Raw genomic sequence first — 21,735 nt, 5'->3', positions numbered from 1 at the left:
TCGTTGTTTGAGAACTGCACAGTGGACGCGAGCATCTGTGGCCAAGTTTTTAAGGGCGCACGGTGGATGCCTTGGCACCAGGAACCGATGAAGGACGTGGGAGGCCGCGATAGGCCCCGGGGAGTCGTCAACCAGGCTTTGATCCGGGGGTGTCCGAATGGGGAAACCCGGCAGTCGTCATGGGCTGTCACCCGCTGCTGAACACATAGGCAGTGTGGAGGGAACGCGGGGAAGTGAAACATCTCAGTACCCGCAGGAAGAGAAAACAACCGTGATTCCGGGAGTAGTGGCGAGCGAAACTGGATGAGGCCAAACCGTATGCGTGTGAGACCCGGCAGGGGTTGCGTATGCGGGGTTGTGGGGTTGCTCTTCCACGGTCTGCCGGCCGTGGGGCGAGTGAGAAACCGTATGGATAGGCGAAGGGCATGCGAAAGGCCTGGCGTAGAGGGTAAGACCCCCGTAGTCGAAATCTGTGCGGCTCGCTTGAGTGATTCCCAAGTAGCACGGGGCCCGAGAAATCCCGTGTGAATCTGGCGGGACCACCCGCTAAGCCTAAATATTCCCTGGTGACCGATAGCGGATAGTACCGTGAGGGAATGGTGAAAAGTACCCCGGGAGGGGAGTGAAATAGTACCTGAAACCGTGTGCCTACAAGCCGTGGGAGCGTCGCTGGCGGGTTTTCCCGTCAGTCGTGACTGCGTGCCTTTTGAAGAATGAGCCTGCGAGTTTGCGGTGTGTTGCGAGGTTAACCCGGGTGGGGTAGCCGTAGCGAAAGCGAGTCCGAAGAGGGCGTTTGAGTAGCACGCTCAAGACCCGAAGCGGGGTGATCTAGCCATGGGCAGGTTGAAGCGGAGGTAAGACTTCGTGGAGGACCGAACCCACCAGGGTTGAAAACCTGGGGGATGACCTGTGGTTAGGGGTGAAAGGCCAATCAAACTCCGTGATAGCTGGTTCTCCCCGAAATGCATTTAGGTGCAGCGTCGTGTGTTTCTTGCCGGAGGTAGAGCACTGGATAGGCGATGGGCCTTACCGGGTTACTGACCTTAGCCAAACTCCGAATGCCGGTAAGTGAGAGCGCGGCAGTGAGACTGTGGGGGATAAGCTCCATGGTCGAGAGGGAAACAGCCCAGAGCATCGACTAAGGCCCCTAAGCGTGCGCTAAGTGGGAAAGGATGTGGAGTCGCAGAGACAACCAGGAGGTTGGCTTAGAAGCAGCCATCCTTGAAAGAGTGCGTAATAGCTCACTGGTCTAGTGATTCCGCGCCGACAATGTAGCGGGGCTCAAGCGTACCGCCGAAGTCGTGTCAATCCAGCGTGAAGCCTTAACGGGTGCTGGGTTGGGTAGGGGAGCGTCGTCTGCCGGGTGAAGCAGCCGTGGAAGCGAGTTGTGGACGGTTGACGAGTGAGAATGCAGGCATGAGTAGCGATTCACACGTGAGAAACGTGTGCGCCGATTGACCAAGGGTTCCTGGGTCAAGCTGATCTGCCCAGGGTAAGTCGGGACCTAAGGCGAGGCCGACAGGCGTAGTCGATGGATAACCGGTTGATATTCCGGTACCCGCTGTGAAGCGCCCGACATCGAATCCAGTGATGCTAAGCCCGTGAAGCCGCCCGTCTTCAGCTTTGCTGTTGGTGGGAGTGGTGGAGCCGGTGGCCCGAGCTGGTAGTAGGTGAGTGATGGGGTGACGCAGGAAGGTAGTCCATCCCGGGCGGTGGTTGTCCCGGGGTAAGGGTGTAGGACGGTGTGTAGGTAAATCCGCATGCCATTGAGTCTGAGACCTGATGCCGAGCCGATTGTGGTGAAGTGGATGATCCTATGCTGTCGAGAAAAGCCTCTAGCGAGTTTCATGGCGGCCCGTACCCTAAACCGACTCAGGTGGTCAGGTAGAGAATACCGAGGCGTTCGGGTGAACTATGGTTAAGGAACTCGGCAAAATGCCCCCGTAACTTCGGGAGAAGGGGGGCCAGTCCTGGTGATGGGCCTTGCGCTCGGAGCTGGGGTTGGCCGCAGAGACCAGCGAGAAGCGACTGTTTACTAAAAACACAGGTCCGTGCGAAGCCGTAAGGCGATGTATACGGACTGACGCCTGCCCGGTGCTGGAACGTTAAGGGGACCGGTTAGCTGGCTTTCGGGCCGGCGAAGCTGAGAACTTAAGCGCCAGTAAACGGCGGTGGTAACTATAACCATCCTAAGGTAGCGAAATTCCTTGTCGGGTAAGTTCCGACCTGCACGAATGGCGTAACGACTTCTCGACTGTCTCAACCATAGGCCCGGTGAAATTGCACTACGAGTAAAGATGCTCGTTTCGCGCAGCAGGACGGAAAGACCCCGGGACCTTTACTACAGTTTGATATTGGTGTTCGGTTCGGCTTGTGTAGGATAGCTGGGAGACTGTGAAGCCTGGACGCCAGTTCGGGTGGAGTCGTCGTTGAAATACCAGTCTGGTCGTGCTGGATGTCTAACCTGGGTCCGTGATCCGGATCAGGGACAGTGTCTGATGGGTAGTTTAACTGGGGCGGTTGCCTCCTAAAGGGTAACGGAGGCGCCCAAAGGTTCCCTCAGCCTGGTTGGCAATCAGGTGTTGAGTGTAAGTGCACAAGGGAGCTTGACTGTGAGACCGACGGGTCGAGCAGGGACGAAAGTCGGGACTAGTGATCCGGCGGTGGCTTGTGGAAGCGCCGTCGCTCAACGGATAAAAGGTACCCCGGGGATAACAGGCTGATCTTCCCCAAGAGTCCATATCGACGGGATGGTTTGGCACCTCGATGTCGGCTCGTCGCATCCTGGGGCTGGAGTCGGTCCCAAGGGTTGGGCTGTTCGCCCATTAAAGCGGTACGCGAGCTGGGTTTAGAACGTCGTGAGACAGTTCGGTCCCTATCCGCTGTGCGCGTAGGAGTCTTGAGAAGGGCTGTCCCTAGTACGAGAGGACCGGGACGGACGAACCTCTGGTGTGCCAGTTGTTCTGCCAAGGGCATGGCTGGTTGGCTACGTTCGGGAGGGATAACCGCTGAAAGCATCTAAGCGGGAAGCCTGCTTCGAGATGAGGGCTCCCACCCACTTGATGGGGTAAGGCTCCCAGTAGATGACTGGGTTGATAGGCCGGATCTGGAAGCCAGGTGACTGGTGGAGGTGACCGGTACTAATAGGCCGAGGGCTTGTCCTCAGGTGCTCGCGTTCACTGTGTTGGTTCTGAAGCAATGAACAGCCGATGGCTGGTTGGTTGATTGTTTCATAGTGTTTCGGTGGTCATAGCGTAGGGGAAACGCCCGGTTACATTCCGAACCCGGAAGCTAAGCCTTACAGCGCCGATGGTACTGCAGGGGGGACCCTGTGGGAGAGTAGGACGCCGCCGGACTATTTTTGGGAAAGGCCCACACCGTACGGTGTGGGCCTTTCTGCATTCAGCCCTTAGGGTTGAGTCCGTGCGCTACGACCTCGTGATATTCGACAACGACGGTGTCCTCGTCGACAGCGAGCCCATCTCCAACCGGCTGCTCGCCGCCTACCTCACCGAGCTGGGGCACCCCACCTCGTACGAGGACTCCATCCGCGACTACATGGGGTCCGCACTGCACCGGGTCCACGATCTCGTGCTCGAGCGCACCGGGAAGCGTCTCCCGGACGACTTCGACGACGTCTTCCACGCCCGTGTGTTCGCCGCGTTCCAGCGGGAACTGAAACCCGTGCCCGGCGTCGAGGCCGTCCTGGAGAAGCTGGCGGCGGACGGGACGCCGTACTGTGTCGCGTCCTCGGGCAGTCATGAGCGCATCCGGGTCGGGCACCGGACCACGGGCCTCGACCGGTGGTTCGACGACACCCGGATCTTCAGCGCCCAGGACGTGGGCCGGGGCAAGCCGGCGCCCGACCTCTTCCTGCACGCGGCACGGCAGATGGGCGTGGCCCCCGAGCGGTGCGTCGTCGTGGAGGACTCACCACTGGGCGTGCAGGCGGGCGTGGCGGCCGGGATGGACGTGCTCGCCTTCACCGCCATGACACCCGAGGCCCGCCTCACCGGCGCGCGTCACTTCTTCTCACAGATGCACGAGCTGCCCGGCCTGCTGGCCTGACACCACGTCATGACGGGCCGCACGACGGGCGTATTGACATTTGTCATGCGGTACTCCGGACGATCGTTTCTACTGCGGGACCCCTCTCGGGCGCGACCCTGAGAGCATGACGACGAACAGGAAGCGCGGAAACCTCGTCCCTCTGCTGGTGGACGTCGCGGTGCCGGTCGGCGGGTACTACCTGCTGAAGGACGCCGTCGGGTTGAGCACGCTCGCCGCCCTCGGCTGGAGCAGTGCGGTGCCGGCCCTGCGGATCGTGTGGAGCGCGGTGCGGGAGCGCACCCTCAACGCGCTCGCCGCGCTCATCCTCTTCGTGAACGTGGTCGGGGTGCTGCTCAGCACGGTCACCGGGGACCCGCGGCTGATGCTCGCCAAGGACAGCGGCGTCAGCAGCGCCATCGGCATCGGCGTCCTCGTCTCGGTGATGCTGGGCAGGCCGATGATGTCCGAGGTGATGAAGCCCTGGCTGGTGCAGGGCGATGCCGAACGCGACGCCGCTTGGCGGCGGCTGAGGGCCCATTCGGTGCCGTTCCGCCGGGCGGAGCGGACGTTCTCCCTGGTGTGGGGCGTGGCACTGCTCAGCGAGTGCGTCGTGCGCGTGGTGGGCGCCTACACGCTGCCGGTCGACACCATGGTGTGGCTGGGCACCGTGATCCTCGCGGTGTCGATGGCGCTCGCCTTCTTCGTCAGCGGCGCGATCGCCGCCCGCCCCATGGCGCGGATGGTCATCGCGGAGACCGAGGCCGCCCGCACCACGGCCTCCCCCGTGGCCGGCACGCCCGCGAACGCCGGGTGAGAACCGGCCCGATACGTCCGCGACCGGATCTGTTCACCGGTGCTCCCGGGGCCCTACGCTCGCCGCCATGACGGATGTGCTGCGGCGCGGCAGGGCCTCGTTGGCGTTCGCGTTCGGCGCGCAGGGCTGCGTCTTCGCGCTGCTCGTCACACGCATCCCCGCCGTCCAGGACCGCTACGGCGTCTCGGACGCCGTCCTGCCCGTGTTCCTGGCCGCCGTGCCCGTGCTGGCCGGCATCGGCAGCGTGGCCACGGAACACCTGGTCAAGCGGGTGAGGCCCAGCCGTGTGCTGCGCTGGTCCCAGCCGGTGGCGATGCTGGCGCTGGTCGGTGCCGGAGCCGGCGACCGGATGGCCCACCTGGCCGCGCTGATGGCCGCCTTCGGGCTGGCCGTCGGGGCGCTGGACGCGGCGATGAACATGCTCGGAGTGAGCCTGCAGCACGCCTACGGCCGCAGCATCATGCTCGGCTTCCACGCGGCCTACAGCCTCGGCGGCATCCTGGGCGCCTCACTGGCCTGGGCAGGTGCCCACTGGCACCTGACGCTGTGGGTGTCGTACCTGCCGGTGGTGGCGGTGCTGCTGCCGGCGACGCTCGTGGGCAGCCGGTGGTACGTCGACGGGCGGGGCGGCGCCGCGCCCGGCGCGGACGGCCGGGCGGTGAGCGGCGCGGGCGTCGGGGCGCGGCTGCTGCTGCCGCTGTGCCTGGTGATGACGTTCGCGTACATCGGGGACTCCACCGTGTCGAACTGGAGCGCGAAGTACCTGCAGGACACGCTGGGCAGTTCGGAACAGCTGGCGACGGTGCCGTACAACGTGTACATGGTCACCACGCTGCTGGGGCGGTCCATCGGCGACCTGGGGGTGCGGCGGTTCGGGGCGGTGGCCGTGGTACGGCTGGGCGCCCTGGTGGCGGCGCTCGGCTTCGCGGTGGTGGCCGGGGCGCCGGGACCCTGGACGGGGATGCTCGGCTTCACACTGCTGGGACTCGGACTGTGCGTGCTGGTGCCGCAGACCTTCGCGGCGGCCGGACGGCACGCGCTGGACGCCGGCGGGCCCGGGGCGTCGGACGCGGCGATCGCACGGCTGAACGTCTTCAACTACGTGGGTTTCCTGGTCGGCTCGCCGCTGGTGGGTGCGCTGGGGGATGCGTGGAGCTACCGCGGGGCGATGCTGGTGCCGATGACGTTGGTGCTGGTGACGCTGGCGTGCGCCAGGTCGTTCGCGGTGCGGCCGGACCGATACGGTGGCGGGCATGAGCGGCCGCGCACAGCTGATGTGGGACGAGGCGGTGACGGAGTATGACTTCGGCCCGGGCCATCCGATGGATCCGGTCCGTCTCGCCCTGACCCGGAAACTGATCGGTGCCCTCGGGCTCGACCGCGAGGTGCACCTGGCGGCGGCCAGGCCGGCGGGGGAGTCGACGCTGCAACTGGTCCACCGGGCCGACTACATCGAGGCGGTCAAGGCCGCGTCCGCCGATCCCGGCGCGGCGGACACGTCGTACGGGCTGGGCACCCTGGACGATCCGGCGTTCCGCGGGATGCACGAGGCCTCCGCCCTGATCGCGGGCCAGTCGGTGGCGGCGGCGGAGGCCGTGTGGCACGGGGAGGCGCTGCACGCGGTGAACTTCGCCGGCGGCCTGCACCACGCCATGCCGGGGGCCGCCTCGGGCTTCTGCGTCTACAACGACGCCGCGCTGGCGATCGCGCGGCTGCTGGAGCTGGGCGCCGAGCGGGTCGCGTACGTCGACGTCGACGTGCACCACGGCGACGGAGTGCAGGCGGCGTTCTGGGAGGACCCGCGGGTGCTGACGATCTCGCTGCACGAGCACCCCCGGACGCTGTTCCCGCAGACGGGATGGCCGCAGGAGACCGGGGCGGGCGACGCGGAAGGGTCGGCGGTGAACGTGGCGCTGCCGGCCGGGACCGGGGACGCGGGCTGGTTGCGGGCCTTCCACGCGGTGGTGCCCGAACTGCTCGCCGACTTCCGGCCGCAGGTGCTGGTCACCCAGCACGGCGCGGACACCCACTTCGAGGATCCGCTGGCGCACCTGGCGGTGTCGCTGGACGCGCAGCGGGCGGTGCAACTGGCCTGCCACGACCTGGCCCACGCGTGCGCCGACGGCAGGTGGGTCGCGCTCGGCGGCGGCGGATACGCGGTCGTGGACGTGGTGCCGCGGTCGTGGACGCACCTGGTGGGCATCGCCGCGGGCCGGCCGGTCGAGCCGGAGACGGTGATCCCGGAGAGCTGGCGGCAGGAGGTGTACGCGCGCACCCGGCGGGTGGGGCCGCTGCGGATGACGGACGGCCGGTGGCCGGTCGCCTGGGCCGACTGGGAGGCGGGCTACGACCCCGCGGACCGGCTGGACCAGGCGATCCTGGCGACGCGGCGGGCGGTGTTCCCGCAGCGGGGGCTGCTGGCCTGACACTCCCTCACGGCGGCCGGGTCCGCGGGCCGTGCGGTGCCGAAGTCGGCGGTCGAGGGGTGTCGCAGAACGGCGGTCGAGGGTGCGGAAGAACGGCGGTCGAGGGGTGCCGTTGGCGGAGGGCGCCAGGTGCCGTGAGCGGGGGCGTTGCCGTGCCCGTTACGCCGACCGGGCGGTGTTGTGCGGTTTCCGTCCCGGGCGCGTGCCGGGTCCGCCACCATCGGCCCGTGATGAGCACCGCTGCGCTGCGCGCGCATCTGCTGCGGGCCGGTCTCGCCGGGACCGTGGCGACGCCACGGGAGACGAGTTTGCGCAGCTACCGGCTGTTCGCGGCCCGGGACCCACGCCTGCTGATCGGACTCGATCCCGAATGGGCCTGGACACAACGCGATGTGATCGCTTTGATGGCGCAGAAGTGCGGCGTCTCGGCCGATCCGCGGCACACTTCCGGCCAGGATGTGATCGATCCGGAGCTGACGCTGGCCGCCCTGGACGCCTTCGCCGACCGCCTCGGTACGGTCGCCCGCAGCGGCGGGCCCGTGCTGTTGGGCACCGGCCACCCGCACCGGCTGCTCGGCTTCTACGCCGCGTTGGCGGGGGCGCTGTCGGCGGCGGGATGTGGCGTCCTCACCCCGGCGCAGGGTCGCTGTGTCGACATAACGACCCGTTTCGGTCTACGCACGTTCGTCATCGACTACGTCCGCGGAGTGGCCCTCGTGCGGCCGCACGGCCCCGGACGCACCGGTTGTGAGCCCGGCGCACACACGCATTCGCCGCTCCCGGTTCGGCTGGCGCTGCAGGCGGCCGCGGACGCCGGCGGGCCGCTGCCGGCCCTGGTGATCGGGGACCACGGATGGGTCTGCGGAGCAGGTCAACTGGGGTTCGAGGCCATGGGTCTGGGAGATACGGACGACCCCGCGCTGTTCGTGGGGCAGGCGGAGGGGCGCGTGTCCGTCGTCGTTCCGCTTGATGACGGTGTGCGGGCCGACTACTACCGTCCGCTCATCCGCTACGTACTCGATCGAGCGTGTCTGTCACGGTAAGCGGGTGATGGGTGCACCTCTTCCCCACTTGCATCACCCGCCCCTAGTCTGGGGAGTGAGCACGCAGCGACGAAGAGTCACCGGAAGGGGAAGCCGGTGGCCGTCGAGTGCGGAAGGTGCAGGTGTGACATGGCTGCAGCTGGCGAGAGGCCTCTGAACGAGGTTCAGTTCCTCACCGTGGCGGAGGTCGCCTCGGTGATGCGAGTGTCGAAGATGACCGTGTACCGCCTGGTGCACAGCGGTCATCTGCCCGCGATCCGGGTGGGGAGGTCCTTCCGCGTCCCGGAACAGGCGGTGCACGAGTACCTCCGCGACAGCTATGTGGGGGTGGAGTCCGCCTGACGACGATCAGGAGGGATCCGAATCGGGCAAGTGCGGACAGTTCGGGTCCCTCCCGGTCCCTCGATTAACGACCTCGGCCCTCGGGCGGGTAGGCTAACCCCTCGAAGGTCGTGTGGGCCCATGGCGCCCAAACACCGACAGAAGAGAAGTGAGCGAGGGTAAGTCGTGGGCTCTGTTATCAAGAAGCGGCGGAAGCGGATGGCCAAGAAGAAGCACCGCAAGCTGCTGAAGCGCACGCGCGTCCAGCGTCGCAACAAGAAGTGACGCCGGTCGCCACTCGTTAGTGCGCGACACCGCGAGAGCGTGTCCGTGGCCCTCCACCCGGTGAGGTGGGGGGCCACATGCGTTCCGGCCCGGGCAGCGGGGCGCCGAGCGTCCCGGCTCCGGCCTTCGGCTGGAACGTCACGCCATGCAGCCGACGGTCGCCGCAGGGCGACGCCGACCCGATAGGTTGGCCGCACACGGGGAACGCGGTCCTGGCCGGGAAGGAGGGCGCTGGTCGTGGGACAGGTCGTGCTCGTCACCGGGGCGGCCCGCTCGCTCGCGGGCCGGTTCGTCCGGCGGATCCAGCGTGATGCGCAGGTGGAACGTGTCGTCGCCGTGGACGCGGTGCCGCCCGAGCATCATCTCGGCGGCGCGGACTTCGTCCAGGCGGACATCCGGCAGCCCGCCATCGCGCGGGTGCTCGCCGAGTCCGGCGCCGACACCGTCGTCCACCTCGACGTCACCGGGACCGCGCTGGCCGGCGGCAGCCGGGCCACGGTCAAGGAGACCAACGTCATCGGCACCATGCAGCTGCTCGGCGCCTGCCAGAAGTCCCCGAGCGTGACACGGCTGGTGGTCAAGTCCAGCACCAACGTCTACGGTTCGGCCTCCCGCGACCCGGCGGTGTTCACCGAGACCACCCCGGCCAAGTCGCTGCCCAGCGGCGGCTTCGCGAAGGACACCGTGGAGGTCGAGGGGTATGTGCGGGGCTTCGCCCGGCGGCGGCCGGACGTGGCCGTGTGCGTGCTCAGGTTCGCCAACATCCTCGGCCCCACCGCGGACACCCCGCTCGCCTCCTACTTCTCGCTGCCCGTGCTGCCGACGGTGTTCGGCTACGACCCGCGGCTGCAGTTCGTGCACGAGGACGACGTGATCGAGGCGCTCCGGATCGCCGCGCACGAACCGCGCCGCTCCACCTTCAACAGCGGCACGTTCAACATCGCCGGCGACGGGGTGCTGCTGCTCTCGCAGTGCGCGCGGCGGCTGGGCCGCCCCACGGTGCCGCTGCTGCTTCCGGCGGTCACCTGGGCCGGCTCCCTGGTGCGTACGCTGGGAATGACGGACTTCTCACCCGAGCAGATCCGGCTGCTCACCCACGGCAGGGTGGTGGCCACGGACGAGATGCGGCGCACCCTGGGCTTCACCCCCCGGTACACGACCGCGGAGACGTTCGCGGACTTCGCCCGCAGCCGGGGCACCGGACTGCTCCCGCCCGAGGCCCTTGCCAGGGCCGTCGACCGGATCGCCGCACTGGCCCCGCGGGGCGGCGGCAGCGGCCACCTTCCGACGCAGAGCGCCACCTGAGGAGCGCAGCCATGGCGGACGCCAAGGTCATTCCGTTCGACGACGACCGGTCCCGGTCGGGCTCCGCAGGGCGGCCGGCACGCCGCCGGGGCTCCCGGCGTGCCGGCGCCGAGTCCTCGGGCGCCGGGGACGTGCACCCGCTGCCGGCCGCCACGAGCCGGGACACCCCGGGCGCGCCCCCGCGACGGGACGCGGAAGCACGGGACGCGGAAGCACGGGATGCCGAAGCACGGGGCGCGGAAGCGGAGCAGGACGCGGCCCGACAGGACACGCCGCAGGAACGGGGCACGGCCGAGGACGACGGCGGGCTGGAGCGGCGCATCGCGAGCGGCCTGGCGTTCCTGCGCCGCCGCCTCACCGGGGAGTACGAGGTCGACGACTTCGGCTACGACGCCGAGCTGACCGACCAGGTGCTGCTGTCGCTGCTGCGGCCGCTGTACGAGAAGTACTTCCGGGTCGAGGTGAAGGGCATCGACAACATCCCGGAAGAGGGCGGTGCGCTGATCGTCGCCAACCACTCGGGCACGCTGCCGCTGGACGGCCTGATGCTGCAGGTCGCCGTGCACGACCGGCATCCCGCCCGGCGTCATCTGCGGCTGCTCGCCGCCGACCTGGTCTTCGTGCTGCCGGTGATCAACGAGCTGGCCCGCAAGCTCGGCCACACCCTCGCCTGCACCGAGGACGCCGAACGGCTGCTGGGCCAGGGGGAGCTGGTCGGTGTGATGCCGGAGGGCTTCAAGGGCATCGGGAAGCCGTTCAGCGAGCGCTACAAGCTCCAACGTTTCGGCCGGGGCGGGTTCGTCTCCACGGCCCTGCGGCAGCGGGTGCCGATCGTTCCGTGCTCGATCGTCGGGGCGGAGGAGATCTACCCGATGATCGGCAACGCCAAGACCCTGGCCCGGCTGCTCGGCCTGCCGTACTTCCCGCTCACCCCGACCTTCCCGTGGCTGGGGCCGCTCGGGGCGATCCCGCTGCCGACGAAGTGGACGATCCAGTTCGGCGAGCCGATCCCGACGGACGGCTATCCGGCGGAGGCCGCCGACGACCCGATGCTGATGTTCAACCTGACCGACCAGGTCCGCGAGGAGATCCAGCACACGCTGTACAAGCTGCTGGTGCAGCGCCGTTCCGTGTTCTTCTGAGAGCTTCCGCCCGGCTGCGGTCGTCTCTCCCGCGGTCTTCTTCGCTCCCGCGGTCTTCTTCGCTCCAGCGGTCCTCTCGTCTGCGGTCTTCCGAGTCTTCTGAGGTCTTCCGCACGGCGTCTTCTGTGGTCTTCCGCACGGCGCCCGTCGCCCGCCGGAACGTCACGTCGCGTCGCCCGCCGGAACATCGCGCAGAAGCGACGGGGCGTCCCTCCTGTGCCGGAGGGGCGCCCCGTCGTCGTACGGCTCCCAGCGTCCTTTCCGCGTCCTCTACCTGGCGTCCTCGCTGTCGATGCCGAGGCCGGGCAGCAGGCCCGGCAGAAGCGGCGGGACGGTGACGTCCGGGGGCCCGGCGGGGGGCTTGGACTCGGACGGCGCGGCGCTGCTGCCGCCGATCCGGGGCGGGTCCAGCAGACCGCCGGTGGTGCCGCCGAGCAGGCCGTCACCGCTGTGCTGGGTGGAGTCCGCCGAGGCACTGGGGCTGCCGCTGCTGGACGCGTCACCGGTCGAGGGCGTGCCGCTGCCGGGCCGGGCGGAGGGACCGGTGGCGGAGGAGCCGGGGCTGGAACCGGGTTCGGCGCCGGGCTGCCGCGTACTGCCGCCCGTGTGGTCCGGGTGCTGGGGCAGCAGCGACCGCAGCGGGCCCACCTCTTCGTCTATGGCGTCGAACACGGACGACACCTGGTCGCCGACGTCGCCGAGCTGCACCGGCAGCTTCTCGCGCAGGGCGCCCCAGGCCTGCCGGTGGGTGCGGGAGAAGGTGGACAGGGTCTGGATGGGCCCCAGGGAGTCCGGATCCTGCTCGTACGCCTCGTGCAGCAGCCGGTGGCCCTCGGCGGCGTCCTGCTGCATGCCGGTCAGGGTGCGGCGGATCGCGCCCAGGGACTCGTGGTCGAGGTGGCCGCCGCGGCCGCGCTCCAGCAGCCGGCGGGCCTCGTGCATCCGGGTGGCGGCCAGGTCCAGGTAGGCCTTGCCCCGCTCGTCGGCGCCGTCGGTCAGGTAGGCGACCTTGAAGTCCTCGATGCCGCGCTTGAGGCCGTACAGCGAGTCACCGGGGAGGGCGTCGGAGCTGGCCGCGGCCACCCCGCCGAAGGCGCCCGCGGCCACGCCGACGCTGAGCCCGCCGGCGGCCAGGCCCTTGGTCAGCCGTGTGCGCGGCCGCAGTTTCCCCAGGCCGCTCGCTCGGTGGCCGCGCTTGGCGCCCCGTTGCCCGGGCACGGTGGCATCGTCTGCCTCGCCCGGTGCGGTGCCTTCCTGCAGCATGGCCTCCATCGCGGCCACCAGGCGGGCCCGCTGGACGACCTTGACCTGAGGATCCAGCTCCGGTCTGGGCAGGGCGCTCAGACCGGCGGCGAGGGCCACCAGCCGGCCCTGCTCGGTCTCGTCCGCCGCTGCCTGGGCCGGCGCCGGTCCCTCGGACTGCTCGGCCGCCGCGCCCCGGTCGGACAGCTCCTCCAGGGCCTGGGCGAAGGCGTTCGTCCGCCGGTGCGCCGATACGTTCGCGATCACTGGCGGCACCTCCTCTCGTCAAGACGGTCGACTCCCCAGGGGACCTGAGGGTTGCACGTCCCGGCCGCTGCCACTCGGACGAGTGAGGAGCATGGGCCAAGGCGTGACCACAGGGAGCCTGTATCCCGCACAACGAGCGGCTCGGCACTTCGGTTACGGACGGACCGGCATCCGTGCCGGAGGTCAACGAGCCGTTTTTCAGCGTGAGTTGGGACCGCGCGGGTGAGCGGTTCAGCGGGCGTCGTCCGGGAGGAGGCGGGCCAGGGTGCGCACGGCCCGGTACTGCAGGGTCTTGATGGCGCCCTCGTTCTTGCCCATCACCCGGGCGGTCTCCGCCACGGACAGGCCCTGCAGGAAGCGGAGCGTGACGCACTCCTGCTGCTGGGGATTGAGCCGGCGGACGGCGTCCAGCAGCGCGGCGTTGGACAGCGACTCCAGGACGGACTCCTCCGGGGAGCGCTCGACCTCGTTGGCGTCGAGCATCTCGCCGGTGGTGACCTCCAGGCGGAACCGGCTGGACTTGAAGTGGTCGGCGACCAGGTTGCGGGCGATGGTGACGAGCCAGGCGCCGAAGTCGCGGCCCTGCCAGGTGAAGGTGCCGATGCGGCGCAGCGCCCGCAGAAAGGTCTCGCTGGTCAGGTCCTCGGCGGTCGCCTTGCCGCCGACGCGGTAGTAGATGTACCGGTACACGGTGTCGCTGTACTGGTCGTAGAGGCACCCGAAGGCCTCCGCCTCGCCGGCCTGGGCACGCTCGACGAGGTCCATCATCCGGGCGCTGTCGCTGTCCGCCGCCGGCCGGCGCACGGCCGTCGAGGCGGACGGGCGGCCTCGCCGCCCCAGTGTGCGCCCCTCGCCCGACCGTCGCCCGTCGACGACGGCGCTGCGCGCCGGCCCCTGCGGCATGCTCTCGGCCAGCGCGTAACAGGGCTGGGGGACGGACCGGCCTGCGGGGGCGGCGGTGGCGAGTGCGGGACCGGCGTACGCGGCGGGGACGAGGCCGCGCAGCAGGTCCAGGACCGTGGCGCGGAGCGTGGCCAGGCCCGAGGCGTCAACCCCGACGTGTGGGTACACGGGACTCCCAGAGGCAGAGCTTCCATCACGTGCAGAGCGGAACCGTTCACCCGTCGTGGCGACGGAGGGGTACCGGTTTGCGTCTGAGGAGAATAACGCTTCGTACAGGCGCTGCTACACCGAGTTGCTCAAATCATCGATTACGTCGCTTCCGTAACCGAATAGCGTGCGGTCGAACGGCAGAGAGTGACCATTTGCTGATCGAACTGGTTCGCTCTCGGTGTGGAACGCGGGCGTCTTATGGCGGTGTACCGCCAAGAGGAGTGGCTGGAGTGACGTCCGGGTACGTTCCGTCGTTTGACCGCTGATTCGGGTGTCGCGCGCGGCCCGGACCCGGCGCCCGTGCCGGGGCTGGGGCCGGCGGACCTCCGCGAGCGGACGCGAGGACCGGACGGCCGACGGCCTCCGGGTGTGCGGGGAGTCCGGCGGGCTCCGGGGCGTGCGGAGATGCGGCGGGGGTTCGGCGGCGGTGGGCGGCCGACGTCCCGGCGGACGGGCGGCATCCGGGCGGCATCCGGGCGGCGGCGAACCGGCGGCGACGGGCCGCGCGCGGGAGGCGGTGTGCGGGAAGGCGGCGCGCGGAAGGCGACGGGCAGAGGAGGTGCCCCTGCCGCCGGTGGCGGATGGCGCCGCAGAAGACCCGCAGGACTCTCGGGGACGGCGCGACCGCCCCGGGCGTCACCCGTGGCGCGGGGATGCGGGCGTCACCCGAGGTCCATGCGTCAGCCGCGGCGCAGGGCGGCCGCGTGTGTCACCGGCGGCCGCCCGGGGCTGCGGTCGCTGTCTCCGCCGGGCTGTCACCGGCGGCGGCGGTGCAGGGCGATCGCGGCGGCGGTGCCGCCGGCCACCGCACCCACGCCGGCCGCGGCGGGGATGCCGACCATGGCGGCCTTGCGGCCGGTGCGGTAGTCGCGCAGCCGCCAGTCCATCTCCCGGGCGTGACGGCGCAGCGCGGCATCGGGGTTGATGGCGTAGGGGTGGCCGACCAGCGACAGCATGGGGATGTCGTTGGCGGAGTCGCTGTAGGCGGCGCAGCGGGACAGGTCCAGGCCCTCGGCTGCCGCCAGTGCGCGGACCGCCTCGGCCTTGGCCGGGCCGTGCAGCGGTTCGCCGACCAGGCGGCCGGTGTACACGCCGTCGACGGACTCGGCCACCGTGCCCAGGGCCCCGGTCAGGCCCAGGCGGCGGGCGATGACCTGGGCGATCTCCACCGGGGCGGCGGTGACCAGCCACACCTTCTGGCCGGCGTCCAGGTGTGCCTGGGCCAGTGCGCGCGTGCCCGGCCAGATCCGCTCGGCCATGTACTCGTCGTAGATCTCCTCGCCGATCGCCTTCAGGTCGGCGACCCGGTGGCCCTTGACGATGGACAGAGCGGAGTCGCGGGCGTTCTGCATGTGCTCGGGGTCCTCGACCCCGGCCAGCCGGAACCATGCCTGCTGCCAGGCGAACCGGACCAGGTCCCGGGTGTTGAAGAACTTCCGCTTGTACAGCCCCCGCCCGAAGTGGAACAGCGCGGCGCCCTGCATGACGGTGTTGTCCAGGTCGAAGAACGCGGCGGCGCGGTCGTCGCCGCGGACCGGGAACTCCGGCTCCTGCTCCGGCGGAGCGGTTGCCTCCTGATCCTGTGAGGACGTGCGCGCGGCCTGAGCCGCGGCCTCGCCTGCCAACACGCTCCGCGCCGTGGCGGAGCGCCTACGGTGGGTGAGCCATCCGAGAGCGGCCATGGCGTGAGCATAGCCAGTTTGTTCGCAAGTTCCTTACGTCGCCCGGTTCGAACGGGGTGAACTCCGGGTGACGGCCGGATGCGGCGGTGCACAGCGCGGCCGTGGATGCCGACGCGAGGGCGGGGCGAGAATGGCCGGTATGAGTCCCCTCTTCCGTCGCAGGCCGGCCGCGCCGCAGGACCGGCTCGTCACTCTCGTCCGCAAGCCCGGTTGTCATCTGTGCGACGACGCACAGGCCGTCGTGGAGAAGGTGTGCGCCGATCTCGGCGTGCCCTGGGAGCAGAAGGACATCACCGAGGACCGGGAGTTGTACGACCGCTACTGGGAACAGATTCCGGTGGTCCTCGTCGACGGCGAGCAGCACACCTTCTGGCGGGTGGACGAGCAGCGGCTGCGCACGGCGCTGGGCGGCTGACCAGGGGGTGCCGGCGGTTCGCGGGGGGCGTCGGCGAACTGACCGGGCGGTCCAAAGTGGCCGAAAGTGGCTTAGGATCGATGGCGTTCTGGTCTCGGGGGTGGGGATCGTAGAGGAGCGTGTGCGATTTTGCCCCCAACAAATAAGGAACGACGGTGTGAACGCGTCGGTTCCACGGGAACACGTCAAAGGTGCGTGAGCCCGGTCACGTTGGCCGGACAAATCGGACACCATCTTTGTGCACGCGTTCACAAAGACATAGCCTGCTGTCGACGGGGCGGTCAGGGGAGACACGACCGTCCACAGTCCCGCTCTACCCGCAGGAGCACCGTGGCAACTGGCCGAACTCACCGACCGGCGACCCGTAGCCGAGGAATTCCCGAGGCCACGGTCGCCAGGCTTCCGCTGTATCTTCGCGCGCTGACCGCACTGTCGGAGCGCTCGGTCCCCACGGTCTCCTCCGAGGAGCTCGCAGCCGCCGCTGGGGTCAACTCCGCGAAGCTGCGCAAGGACTTCTCCTACCTCGGCTCCTACGGGACCCGCGGGGTGGGCTACGACGTCGAGTATCTCGTGTACCAGATCTCCCGCGAACTGGGGCTCACCCAGGACTGGCCGGTTGTGATCGTCGGTATCGGTAACCTCGGCGCCGCTCTCGCCAACTACGGCGGCTTCGCCTCCCGCGGCTTCCGGGTCGCCGCGCTCATCGACGCCGACCCCGCCCTGACCGGCAAGCCGGTCGCCGGGATCCCGGTGCAGCACAGCGACGACCTGGAGCAGGCCGTCAGGGACAACGGCGTGTCCATCGGCGTGATCGCGACCCCCGCGGGCGCCGCCCAGCAGGTCTGCGACCGTCTCGTCGCCGCCGGCGTCACCTCCATCCTGAACTTCGCACCGACCGTGCTGAACGTCCCGGACGGCGTGGACGTGCGCAAGGTCGACCTCTCCATCGAGCTGCAGATCCTCGCCTTCCACGAGCAGCGCAAGGCCGGCGAGGAGGCCGCGGCCGACACCGCGCTGCCCGCCGCCGTGCGCAAGCAGTCCGCAGACCAGGTGTCCGCAGACCAGGGGCCCGACGGGGACGTCCCCGCCGTGATGCCGGCATGAGTCTGCTCGTCGTCGGACTGAGTCACCGCAGCGCACCGGTCAGCGTCCTGGAACGCGCCTCGCTCACCGTGGACGCCCAGGCCAAGCTGGTGCAGGACACCGTCGCCGCCGAGCCGGCCGCCGAGGCCGCCGTGCTGGCCACCTGCAACCGCATCGAGCTGTACGCCGACGTGGACAAGTTCCACGCCGGTGTCTCCGAGCTGTCCACGCTGCTCGCCCAGCACAGCGGCGTCGGCCTGGAGGAGCTCACCCCCTACCTGTACGTCCACTACGAGGACCGGGCCGTCCACCACCTGTTCTCGGTGGCCTGCGGCCTGGACTCGATGGTCGTCGGCGAGGGCCAGATCCTCGGCCAGATCAAGGACGCCCTGGCCCGCGCCCAGGAGCTGCACACCGCCGGGCGCCTGCTGAACGAGCTGTTCCAGCAGGCCCTGCGGGTGGGCAAGCGCGCCCACTCCGAGACCGGCATCGACCGCGCCGGGCAGTCCCTGGTCACCTTCGGCCTGGAGCAGCTGGCCGCCGGCGAGGCCGTCGGCGACTGGGCGCGCGACAAGAAGGCCCTGGTCATCGGCGCCGGCTCGATGTCGTCGCTGGCCGCGGCCACGCTCGCGCGGGCCGGGGTCGCCGAGATCGTCATCGCCAACCGCACCCAGGAGCGCGCCGAGCGCCTGGCGAAGAGCCTCGACAAGACCGACGGCACGGGCCCGCGCGCCCGCGCCGTTCCGATGAGCGCCGTGGCCGCGGAACTCGCCCGGGCCGACGTCGCCGTCTCCTGCACCGGCGCGACCGGACTGGTCCTGACCGCCGACATGATCGCCGCCGCCGTGGAGGGCCGTACCGGCGCGCCCGCCGCGCAGGTCACCGGCGACCGCCCCGACACGCAGGCCCGCCGCACCGCGGCCAAGCCCGCCGCGCGCACCGACACCCGGGACACGCCGCTGCCGCCCGCCACCGTCGCCGAGGACGGCTGCCCGCTCGACCTGGCCGCCGTGGAGCCCGGCTTCTCCCTGCTGGGCGAGTCCGCGGTCGCCGGCATCGACGCGGCCACCCTGGAGCAGCACGGCGCCTGGGTGGACGGCGGCACCTGCCTGCTGGAGGGCGGGCCCGGGACGGACCGCCGGGAGCAGCCCGAGCAGATCACCGACGCCGACGCCGAACTGATCAGCCAGCTCGCCGCGACCGCCGCCAGCGCCGGCCGCGTGCCCGAGCTGCGCAAGCCCGAACCGGTCGCCGTCGCCCCGCGCCCCGAGCCGGTCCTGTACGTGCTGGACCTGGCCATGCCGCGAGACGTCGACGCCGCCGTGCACCGGCTGGCCGGGGCGCGGCTGGTGGACATAGAGTCCCTCGCGGAGGCCTCCGCCGACGCGCCGATGGCCGCCGACGTCGACCAGGTCCGCCGTATCGTGGCGGACGAGGTCGCGGACTTCGCGGCCGCCCAGCGGGCGGCGCGCATCACACCGACCGTGGTCGCCCTGCGCACCATGGCCGCCGACGTCGTGGCCAGCGAGATCGCCCGGCTGGAGGGGCGGCTGCCCGGCCTGGACGACAAACACCGGGCGGAGATCACGCAGACCGTGCGGCGTGTCGTGGACAAGCTGCTGCACGCGCCGACCGTCCGGGTCAAGCAGCTCGCGGCCGAGCCCGGCGGCGCCGGGTACGCGGACGCGCTGCGCACCCTGTTCGACCTCGACCCGGAGACGGTGGCCTCCGTCTCCCAGGCCGACGACGACCCGAAGAAGAACGGCAAGAACCGAGGGCCGGCATGAGTGAGAACCCACTGAAGCTGGGAACCAGGCGCAGCAAGCTCGCCATGGCCCAGTCCGGGCAGGTCGCGGACGCTGTGCGCCGGGTGACCGGACGGCCCGTCGAACTCGTCGAGATCACCACCTACGGCGACACCTCCCGCGAGCACCTGGCGCAGATCGGCGGCACCGGCGTGTTCGTCGCGGCGCTGCGGGAGGCGCTGCTGCGGGGCGAGGTGGACCTCGCGGTCCACTCGCTGAAGGATCTGCCGACCGCCCAGCCCGAGGGGCTGGTCCTGGTCGCGATACCCCCGCGCGAGGACCCGCGGGACGTCCTGGTCGCCCGGGACGGACTGAAGCTGAGCGACCTCGTGGCGTCCTCCCCGAACAAAGTCGCCCGCATCGGCACCGGCGCCCCGCGCCGCATGGCCCAGCTCAACGCGTACGCACGCGCCCACGGCCTGGAGATCGAGACGGTCCCGATCCGGGGCAACGTCGACACCCGCATCGGATACGTCCGCAACGGGGAACTGGACGCGGTCGTGCTGGCCGCGGCCGGACTGAACCGGATCGGCCGCAGCGACGAGGTGACCGACTTCCTGTCGGTCGACACGGTCCTGCCCGCCCCCGGCCAGGGGGCCCTGGCGATCGAGTGCGCCGCGGACAATGCGGAGCTGATCGCAGCGCTCGCGGAGCTGGACGACCCGGTCACCCGGGCCGCCGTGACCGCCGAGCGGTCACTGCTCGCCGCCCTGGAGGCCGGTTGCAGCGCCCCTGTGGGCGCGCTGGCCGACCTTCCTCCGTCCTCCGAGTGCCTCGAGCGACGGAACCACGATGCCGACGGGCAGATTGTCAAGGAAATGCGCCTGCGCGGCGTCGTCGGTACGCCCGACGGCACCACGCTGGTGCAGTTGTCCACCACCGGTCCCGTGCCCGACACGCATGACGCGGCGACGGCACTCGGTCGCGACCTCGCCACCGAGATGCTCGCCCAGGGCGCGGCCGGTCTGATGGGGGAGCGAGCACATTGAGCCCCACCACCCTTACCGCCGGCTCGGAACACGGGCACGTCACCTTCCTCGGTGCCGGACCCGGAGATCCGGGACTGCTGACCCTGCGCGCCGTCGAGGCGCTGGCGAACGCCGACGTTCTGGTCGCCGAGCACGAGGTGCTCGATGTCGTCCGCACGCACGCCCGGGAGGGCGTCGCCGTGGTGCACACGGACCCGGACCCGTCGTCCGACGCCGCTCCGGGCACGCCTCAACTGACGGTCGTCGACGGCACGTCGGCGACCACCGGCGCTCCCGCTGCGCGGGATGCCGCACATCTTGTCATGGAGGCCGCGCGGGGCGGCAGGCGGGTCGTCCGTGCGGTCAGCGGTGACCCCGGACTGGACACCGACACCGCCTCCGAGATGCTGGCCTGCGCCGCCGCGGGCGTGCCCTTCGAGGTCGTCCCCGGCATCGCCACCGCCGTCGGCGTGCCCGCCTACGCCGGTATCCCGCTGCGCGACGGTGAGAACACCGACGTCCGCTTCGTGGACGCCCGCACCGCCACCGACCGCTGCTGGACCGAGGTCGGCGCCTCCGACGGCACGGTCGTGGTGTCGACGACCCTCGACTCGGTGGCCGCGGCCGCCGGCGAGCTGGTCTCCGCGGGCCGCAAACCGGACACCCCGATGACGGTCACCGTCGCCGGCACCACCACCCGCCAGCGCACCTGGACCGCCACGCTCGGCACGATCGCGCAGACCCTGAAGCAGGCCAAGGTCCTGCCCTCCCCGGAGGGCCACCGCCCGGTCATAGCCGTGGTCGGCGAGTGCGGTGACGCCGCACGCCGCGATCAGCTGTCGTGGTTCGAGTCCAAGCCGCTGTTCGGCTGGAAGGTCCTCGTGCCGCGCACCAAGGAGCAGGCCGCGTCCCTCTCCGACCAGCTGCGCTCCTACGGCGCCGTGCCGCACGAGGTGCCCACCATCGCCGTGGAGCCGCCGCGCACCCCGCAGCAGATGGAGCGCGCGGTCAAGGGCCTGGTCACGGGACGCTACGAGTGGATCGCGTTCACCTCGGTCAACGCGGTCAAGGCCGTCCGCGAGAAGTTCGAGGAGTACGGCCTGGACGCCCGCGCCTTCGCCGGCATCAAGGTCGCCGCGGTCGGCGAACAGACCGCCAAGGCCCTGATCGCGTTCGGCGTCAAGCCCGACCTGGTCCCGAGCGGCGAGCAGTCAGCCGCGGGCCTGCTGGAGGACTGGCCGCCCTACGACCCGGTCTTCGACCCGATCGACCGTGTCTTCCTGCCCCGGGCCGACATCGCCACCGAGACCCTGGTGGCCGGCCTGATCGAGCTGGGCTGGGAGGTCGACGACGTCACCGCCTACCGCACCGTGCGCGCCTCTCCGCCGCCGGCGGAGACCCGTGAGGCGATCAAGGGCGGCGGCTTCGACGCCGTGCTGTTCACCTCGTCGTCCACGGTCCGCAACCTGGTCGGCATCGCGGGCAAGCCGCACAACGTCACGGTGATCGCCTGCATCGGCCCGGCCACGGCCAAGACCGCCGAGGAACACGGCCTGCGCGTGGATGTCATGGCCCCCGAGCCCTCCGTCCACAAGCTCGCCGAGGCCCTGGCCGACTTCGGTGCCCGCCGCCGTGCCGCCGCCCTGGAGGCCGGCGAGCCGGTGACCCGCCCCAGCGAACGGCGGGCCGGCGCCCGCAGGAGGCGGTCGACGACGACGTGAAACCACGGGACCCGGGAGGCGGGGCGTGCCGGGAGGCGCGCCCCGCTTTTGTG

Annotated in this window: 16 protein-coding genes, 2 rRNA genes and 1 pseudogene; 16 read left to right on the top strand and 3 right to left on the bottom strand. The window is 70.2% G+C overall.

From position 1 onward, the window contains the following. The first annotated feature begins 39 nt into the window (after positions 1-39). The 11 genes and pseudogenes from OG899_RS11465 (at position 40) to OG899_RS11415 (ending at position 11,386) form a co-directional block, all read left to right on the top strand. Positions 40-3,164: ribosomal RNA gene (locus OG899_RS11465) — 23S ribosomal RNA — on the top strand. Positions 3,165-3,239: 75 nt separating this feature from the next. After that, positions 3,240-3,356 (top strand): 5S ribosomal RNA (gene rrf, locus OG899_RS11460). Between the two features lie 67 nt (positions 3,357-3,423). After that, complete coding sequence (locus OG899_RS11455) at positions 3,424-4,068, top strand: HAD family phosphatase (RefSeq protein WP_168131505.1); 645 nt, start codon at positions 3,424-3,426, stop codon at positions 4,066-4,068. A 106-nt stretch (positions 4,069-4,174) separates the two neighbouring features. After that, entirely contained in the window at positions 4,175-4,864 is a 690-nt protein-coding gene (locus OG899_RS11450; RefSeq protein WP_125500301.1) for a VC0807 family protein, read from the top strand. Position 4,865: 1 nt separating this feature from the next. Further along, positions 4,866-6,167: pseudogene (locus OG899_RS11445) on the top strand (MFS transporter); the annotation flags it as partial. Then, entirely contained in the window at positions 6,118-7,290 is a 1,173-nt protein-coding gene (locus OG899_RS11440) for an acetoin utilization protein AcuC (protein ID WP_125500303.1), read from the top strand. The pseudogene OG899_RS11445 and the gene OG899_RS11440, both read left to right, overlap by 50 nt. A gap of 227 nt (positions 7,291-7,517) precedes the next feature. After that, positions 7,518-8,333, top strand: a complete 816-nt coding sequence (locus OG899_RS11435; RefSeq protein ID WP_125500304.1) for a phosphatase — start codon at positions 7,518-7,520, stop codon at positions 8,331-8,333. A gap of 129 nt (positions 8,334-8,462) precedes the next feature. Next, on the top strand, positions 8,463-8,675 hold the full coding sequence (locus OG899_RS11430; protein WP_168131507.1) for a helix-turn-helix domain-containing protein: 213 nt from the start codon (positions 8,463-8,465) through the stop codon (positions 8,673-8,675). Positions 8,676-8,840: 165 nt separating this feature from the next. Next, on the top strand, positions 8,841-8,939 hold the full coding sequence (locus OG899_RS11425) for a 30S ribosomal protein bS22 (RefSeq protein WP_003948845.1): 99 nt from the start codon (positions 8,841-8,843) through the stop codon (positions 8,937-8,939). 237 nt (positions 8,940-9,176) lie between these two features. Further along, positions 9,177-10,244: an NAD-dependent epimerase/dehydratase family protein gene (locus OG899_RS11420; protein WP_125500306.1), complete on the top strand. Its 1,068-nt coding sequence runs from the start codon at positions 9,177-9,179 to the stop codon at positions 10,242-10,244. 11 nt (positions 10,245-10,255) lie between these two features. Next, a complete protein-coding gene (locus OG899_RS11415; RefSeq protein WP_125500307.1) occupies positions 10,256-11,386 on the top strand; it encodes a lysophospholipid acyltransferase family protein in 1,131 nt (376 codons plus the stop codon). A 270-nt stretch (positions 11,387-11,656) separates the two neighbouring features. Here OG899_RS11415 and OG899_RS11410 read toward each other — a convergent pair whose 3' ends face one another. The 3 genes from OG899_RS11410 to OG899_RS11400 form a co-directional block, all read right to left on the bottom strand. Then, the gene (locus OG899_RS11410) at positions 11,657-12,895 is read right to left on the bottom strand and encodes a DUF5667 domain-containing protein (protein ID WP_125500308.1); all 1,239 of its coding nucleotides are present in this window, start codon (positions 12,893-12,895) and stop codon (positions 11,657-11,659) included. Positions 12,896-13,126: 231 nt separating this feature from the next. Further along, a complete protein-coding gene (locus tag OG899_RS11405) occupies positions 13,127-13,966 on the bottom strand; it encodes an ECF subfamily RNA polymerase sigma factor, BldN family (protein WP_125500309.1) in 840 nt (279 codons plus the stop codon). A 797-nt stretch (positions 13,967-14,763) separates the two neighbouring features. Then, complete coding sequence (locus tag OG899_RS11400) at positions 14,764-15,690, bottom strand: HAD family phosphatase (protein ID WP_125500310.1); 927 nt, start codon at positions 15,688-15,690, stop codon at positions 14,764-14,766. 130 nt (positions 15,691-15,820) lie between these two features. Between OG899_RS11400 and OG899_RS11395 the strand changes: the two genes are divergently transcribed. The 5 genes from OG899_RS11395 (at position 15,821) to OG899_RS11375 (ending at position 21,682) form a co-directional block, all read left to right on the top strand. Then, entirely contained in the window at positions 15,821-16,105 is a 285-nt protein-coding gene (locus OG899_RS11395; protein WP_125500311.1) for a glutaredoxin family protein, read from the top strand. 330 nt (positions 16,106-16,435) lie between these two features. Further along, complete coding sequence (locus OG899_RS11390) at positions 16,436-17,209, top strand: redox-sensing transcriptional repressor Rex (RefSeq protein WP_189428164.1); 774 nt, start codon at positions 16,436-16,438, stop codon at positions 17,207-17,209. After that, a complete protein-coding gene (locus tag OG899_RS11385) occupies positions 17,206-18,975 on the top strand; it encodes a glutamyl-tRNA reductase (protein WP_125500313.1) in 1,770 nt (589 codons plus the stop codon). The genes OG899_RS11390 and OG899_RS11385 overlap by 4 nt, the downstream gene beginning before the upstream one ends. After that, entirely contained in the window at positions 18,972-19,982 is a 1,011-nt protein-coding gene (hemC, locus tag OG899_RS11380; RefSeq protein ID WP_125500314.1) for a hydroxymethylbilane synthase, read from the top strand. The genes OG899_RS11385 and hemC overlap by 4 nt, the downstream gene beginning before the upstream one ends. Beyond that, positions 19,979-21,682, top strand: a complete 1,704-nt coding sequence (locus OG899_RS11375) for a bifunctional uroporphyrinogen-III C-methyltransferase/uroporphyrinogen-III synthase (protein ID WP_125500315.1) — start codon at positions 19,979-19,981, stop codon at positions 21,680-21,682. Before hemC ends, OG899_RS11375 begins: the two co-directional genes overlap by 4 nt. Positions 21,683-21,735: the final 53 nt, after the last annotated feature.

The organism is Streptomyces thermoviolaceus (assembly GCF_045209695.1).
Lineage (GTDB): Bacteria > Actinomycetota > Actinomycetes > Streptomycetales > Streptomycetaceae > Streptomyces > Streptomyces thermoviolaceus.
Note: the sequence above shows the minus strand (reverse complement) of the source record. Positions and strands in the feature narration are given on the sequence as shown.

Bases quoted from the DNA above. Each gene is read 5' to 3' on its own strand.
- OG899_RS11450 (WP_125500301.1), top strand. From the start codon at position 4,175: ATGACGACGAACAGGAAGCGCGGAAACCTCGTCCCTCTGCTGGTGGAC.
- OG899_RS11440 (WP_125500303.1), top strand. From the start codon at position 6,118: ATGAGCGGCCGCGCACAGCTGATGTGGGACGAGGCGGTGACGGAGTAT.
- OG899_RS11430 (WP_168131507.1), top strand. From the start codon at position 8,463: ATGGCTGCAGCTGGCGAGAGGCCTCTGAACGAGGTTCAGTTCCTCACC.
- OG899_RS11415 (WP_125500307.1), top strand. From the start codon at position 10,256: ATGGCGGACGCCAAGGTCATTCCGTTCGACGACGACCGGTCCCGGTCG.
- OG899_RS11400 (WP_125500310.1), bottom strand. From the start codon at position 15,690: ATGGCCGCTCTCGGATGGCTCACCCACCGTAGGCGCTCCGCCACGGCG.
- OG899_RS11395 (WP_125500311.1), top strand. From the start codon at position 15,821: ATGGCCGGTATGAGTCCCCTCTTCCGTCGCAGGCCGGCCGCGCCGCAG.
- OG899_RS11385 (WP_125500313.1), top strand. From the start codon at position 17,206: ATGAGTCTGCTCGTCGTCGGACTGAGTCACCGCAGCGCACCGGTCAGC.
- hemC (WP_125500314.1), top strand. From the start codon at position 18,972: ATGAGTGAGAACCCACTGAAGCTGGGAACCAGGCGCAGCAAGCTCGCC.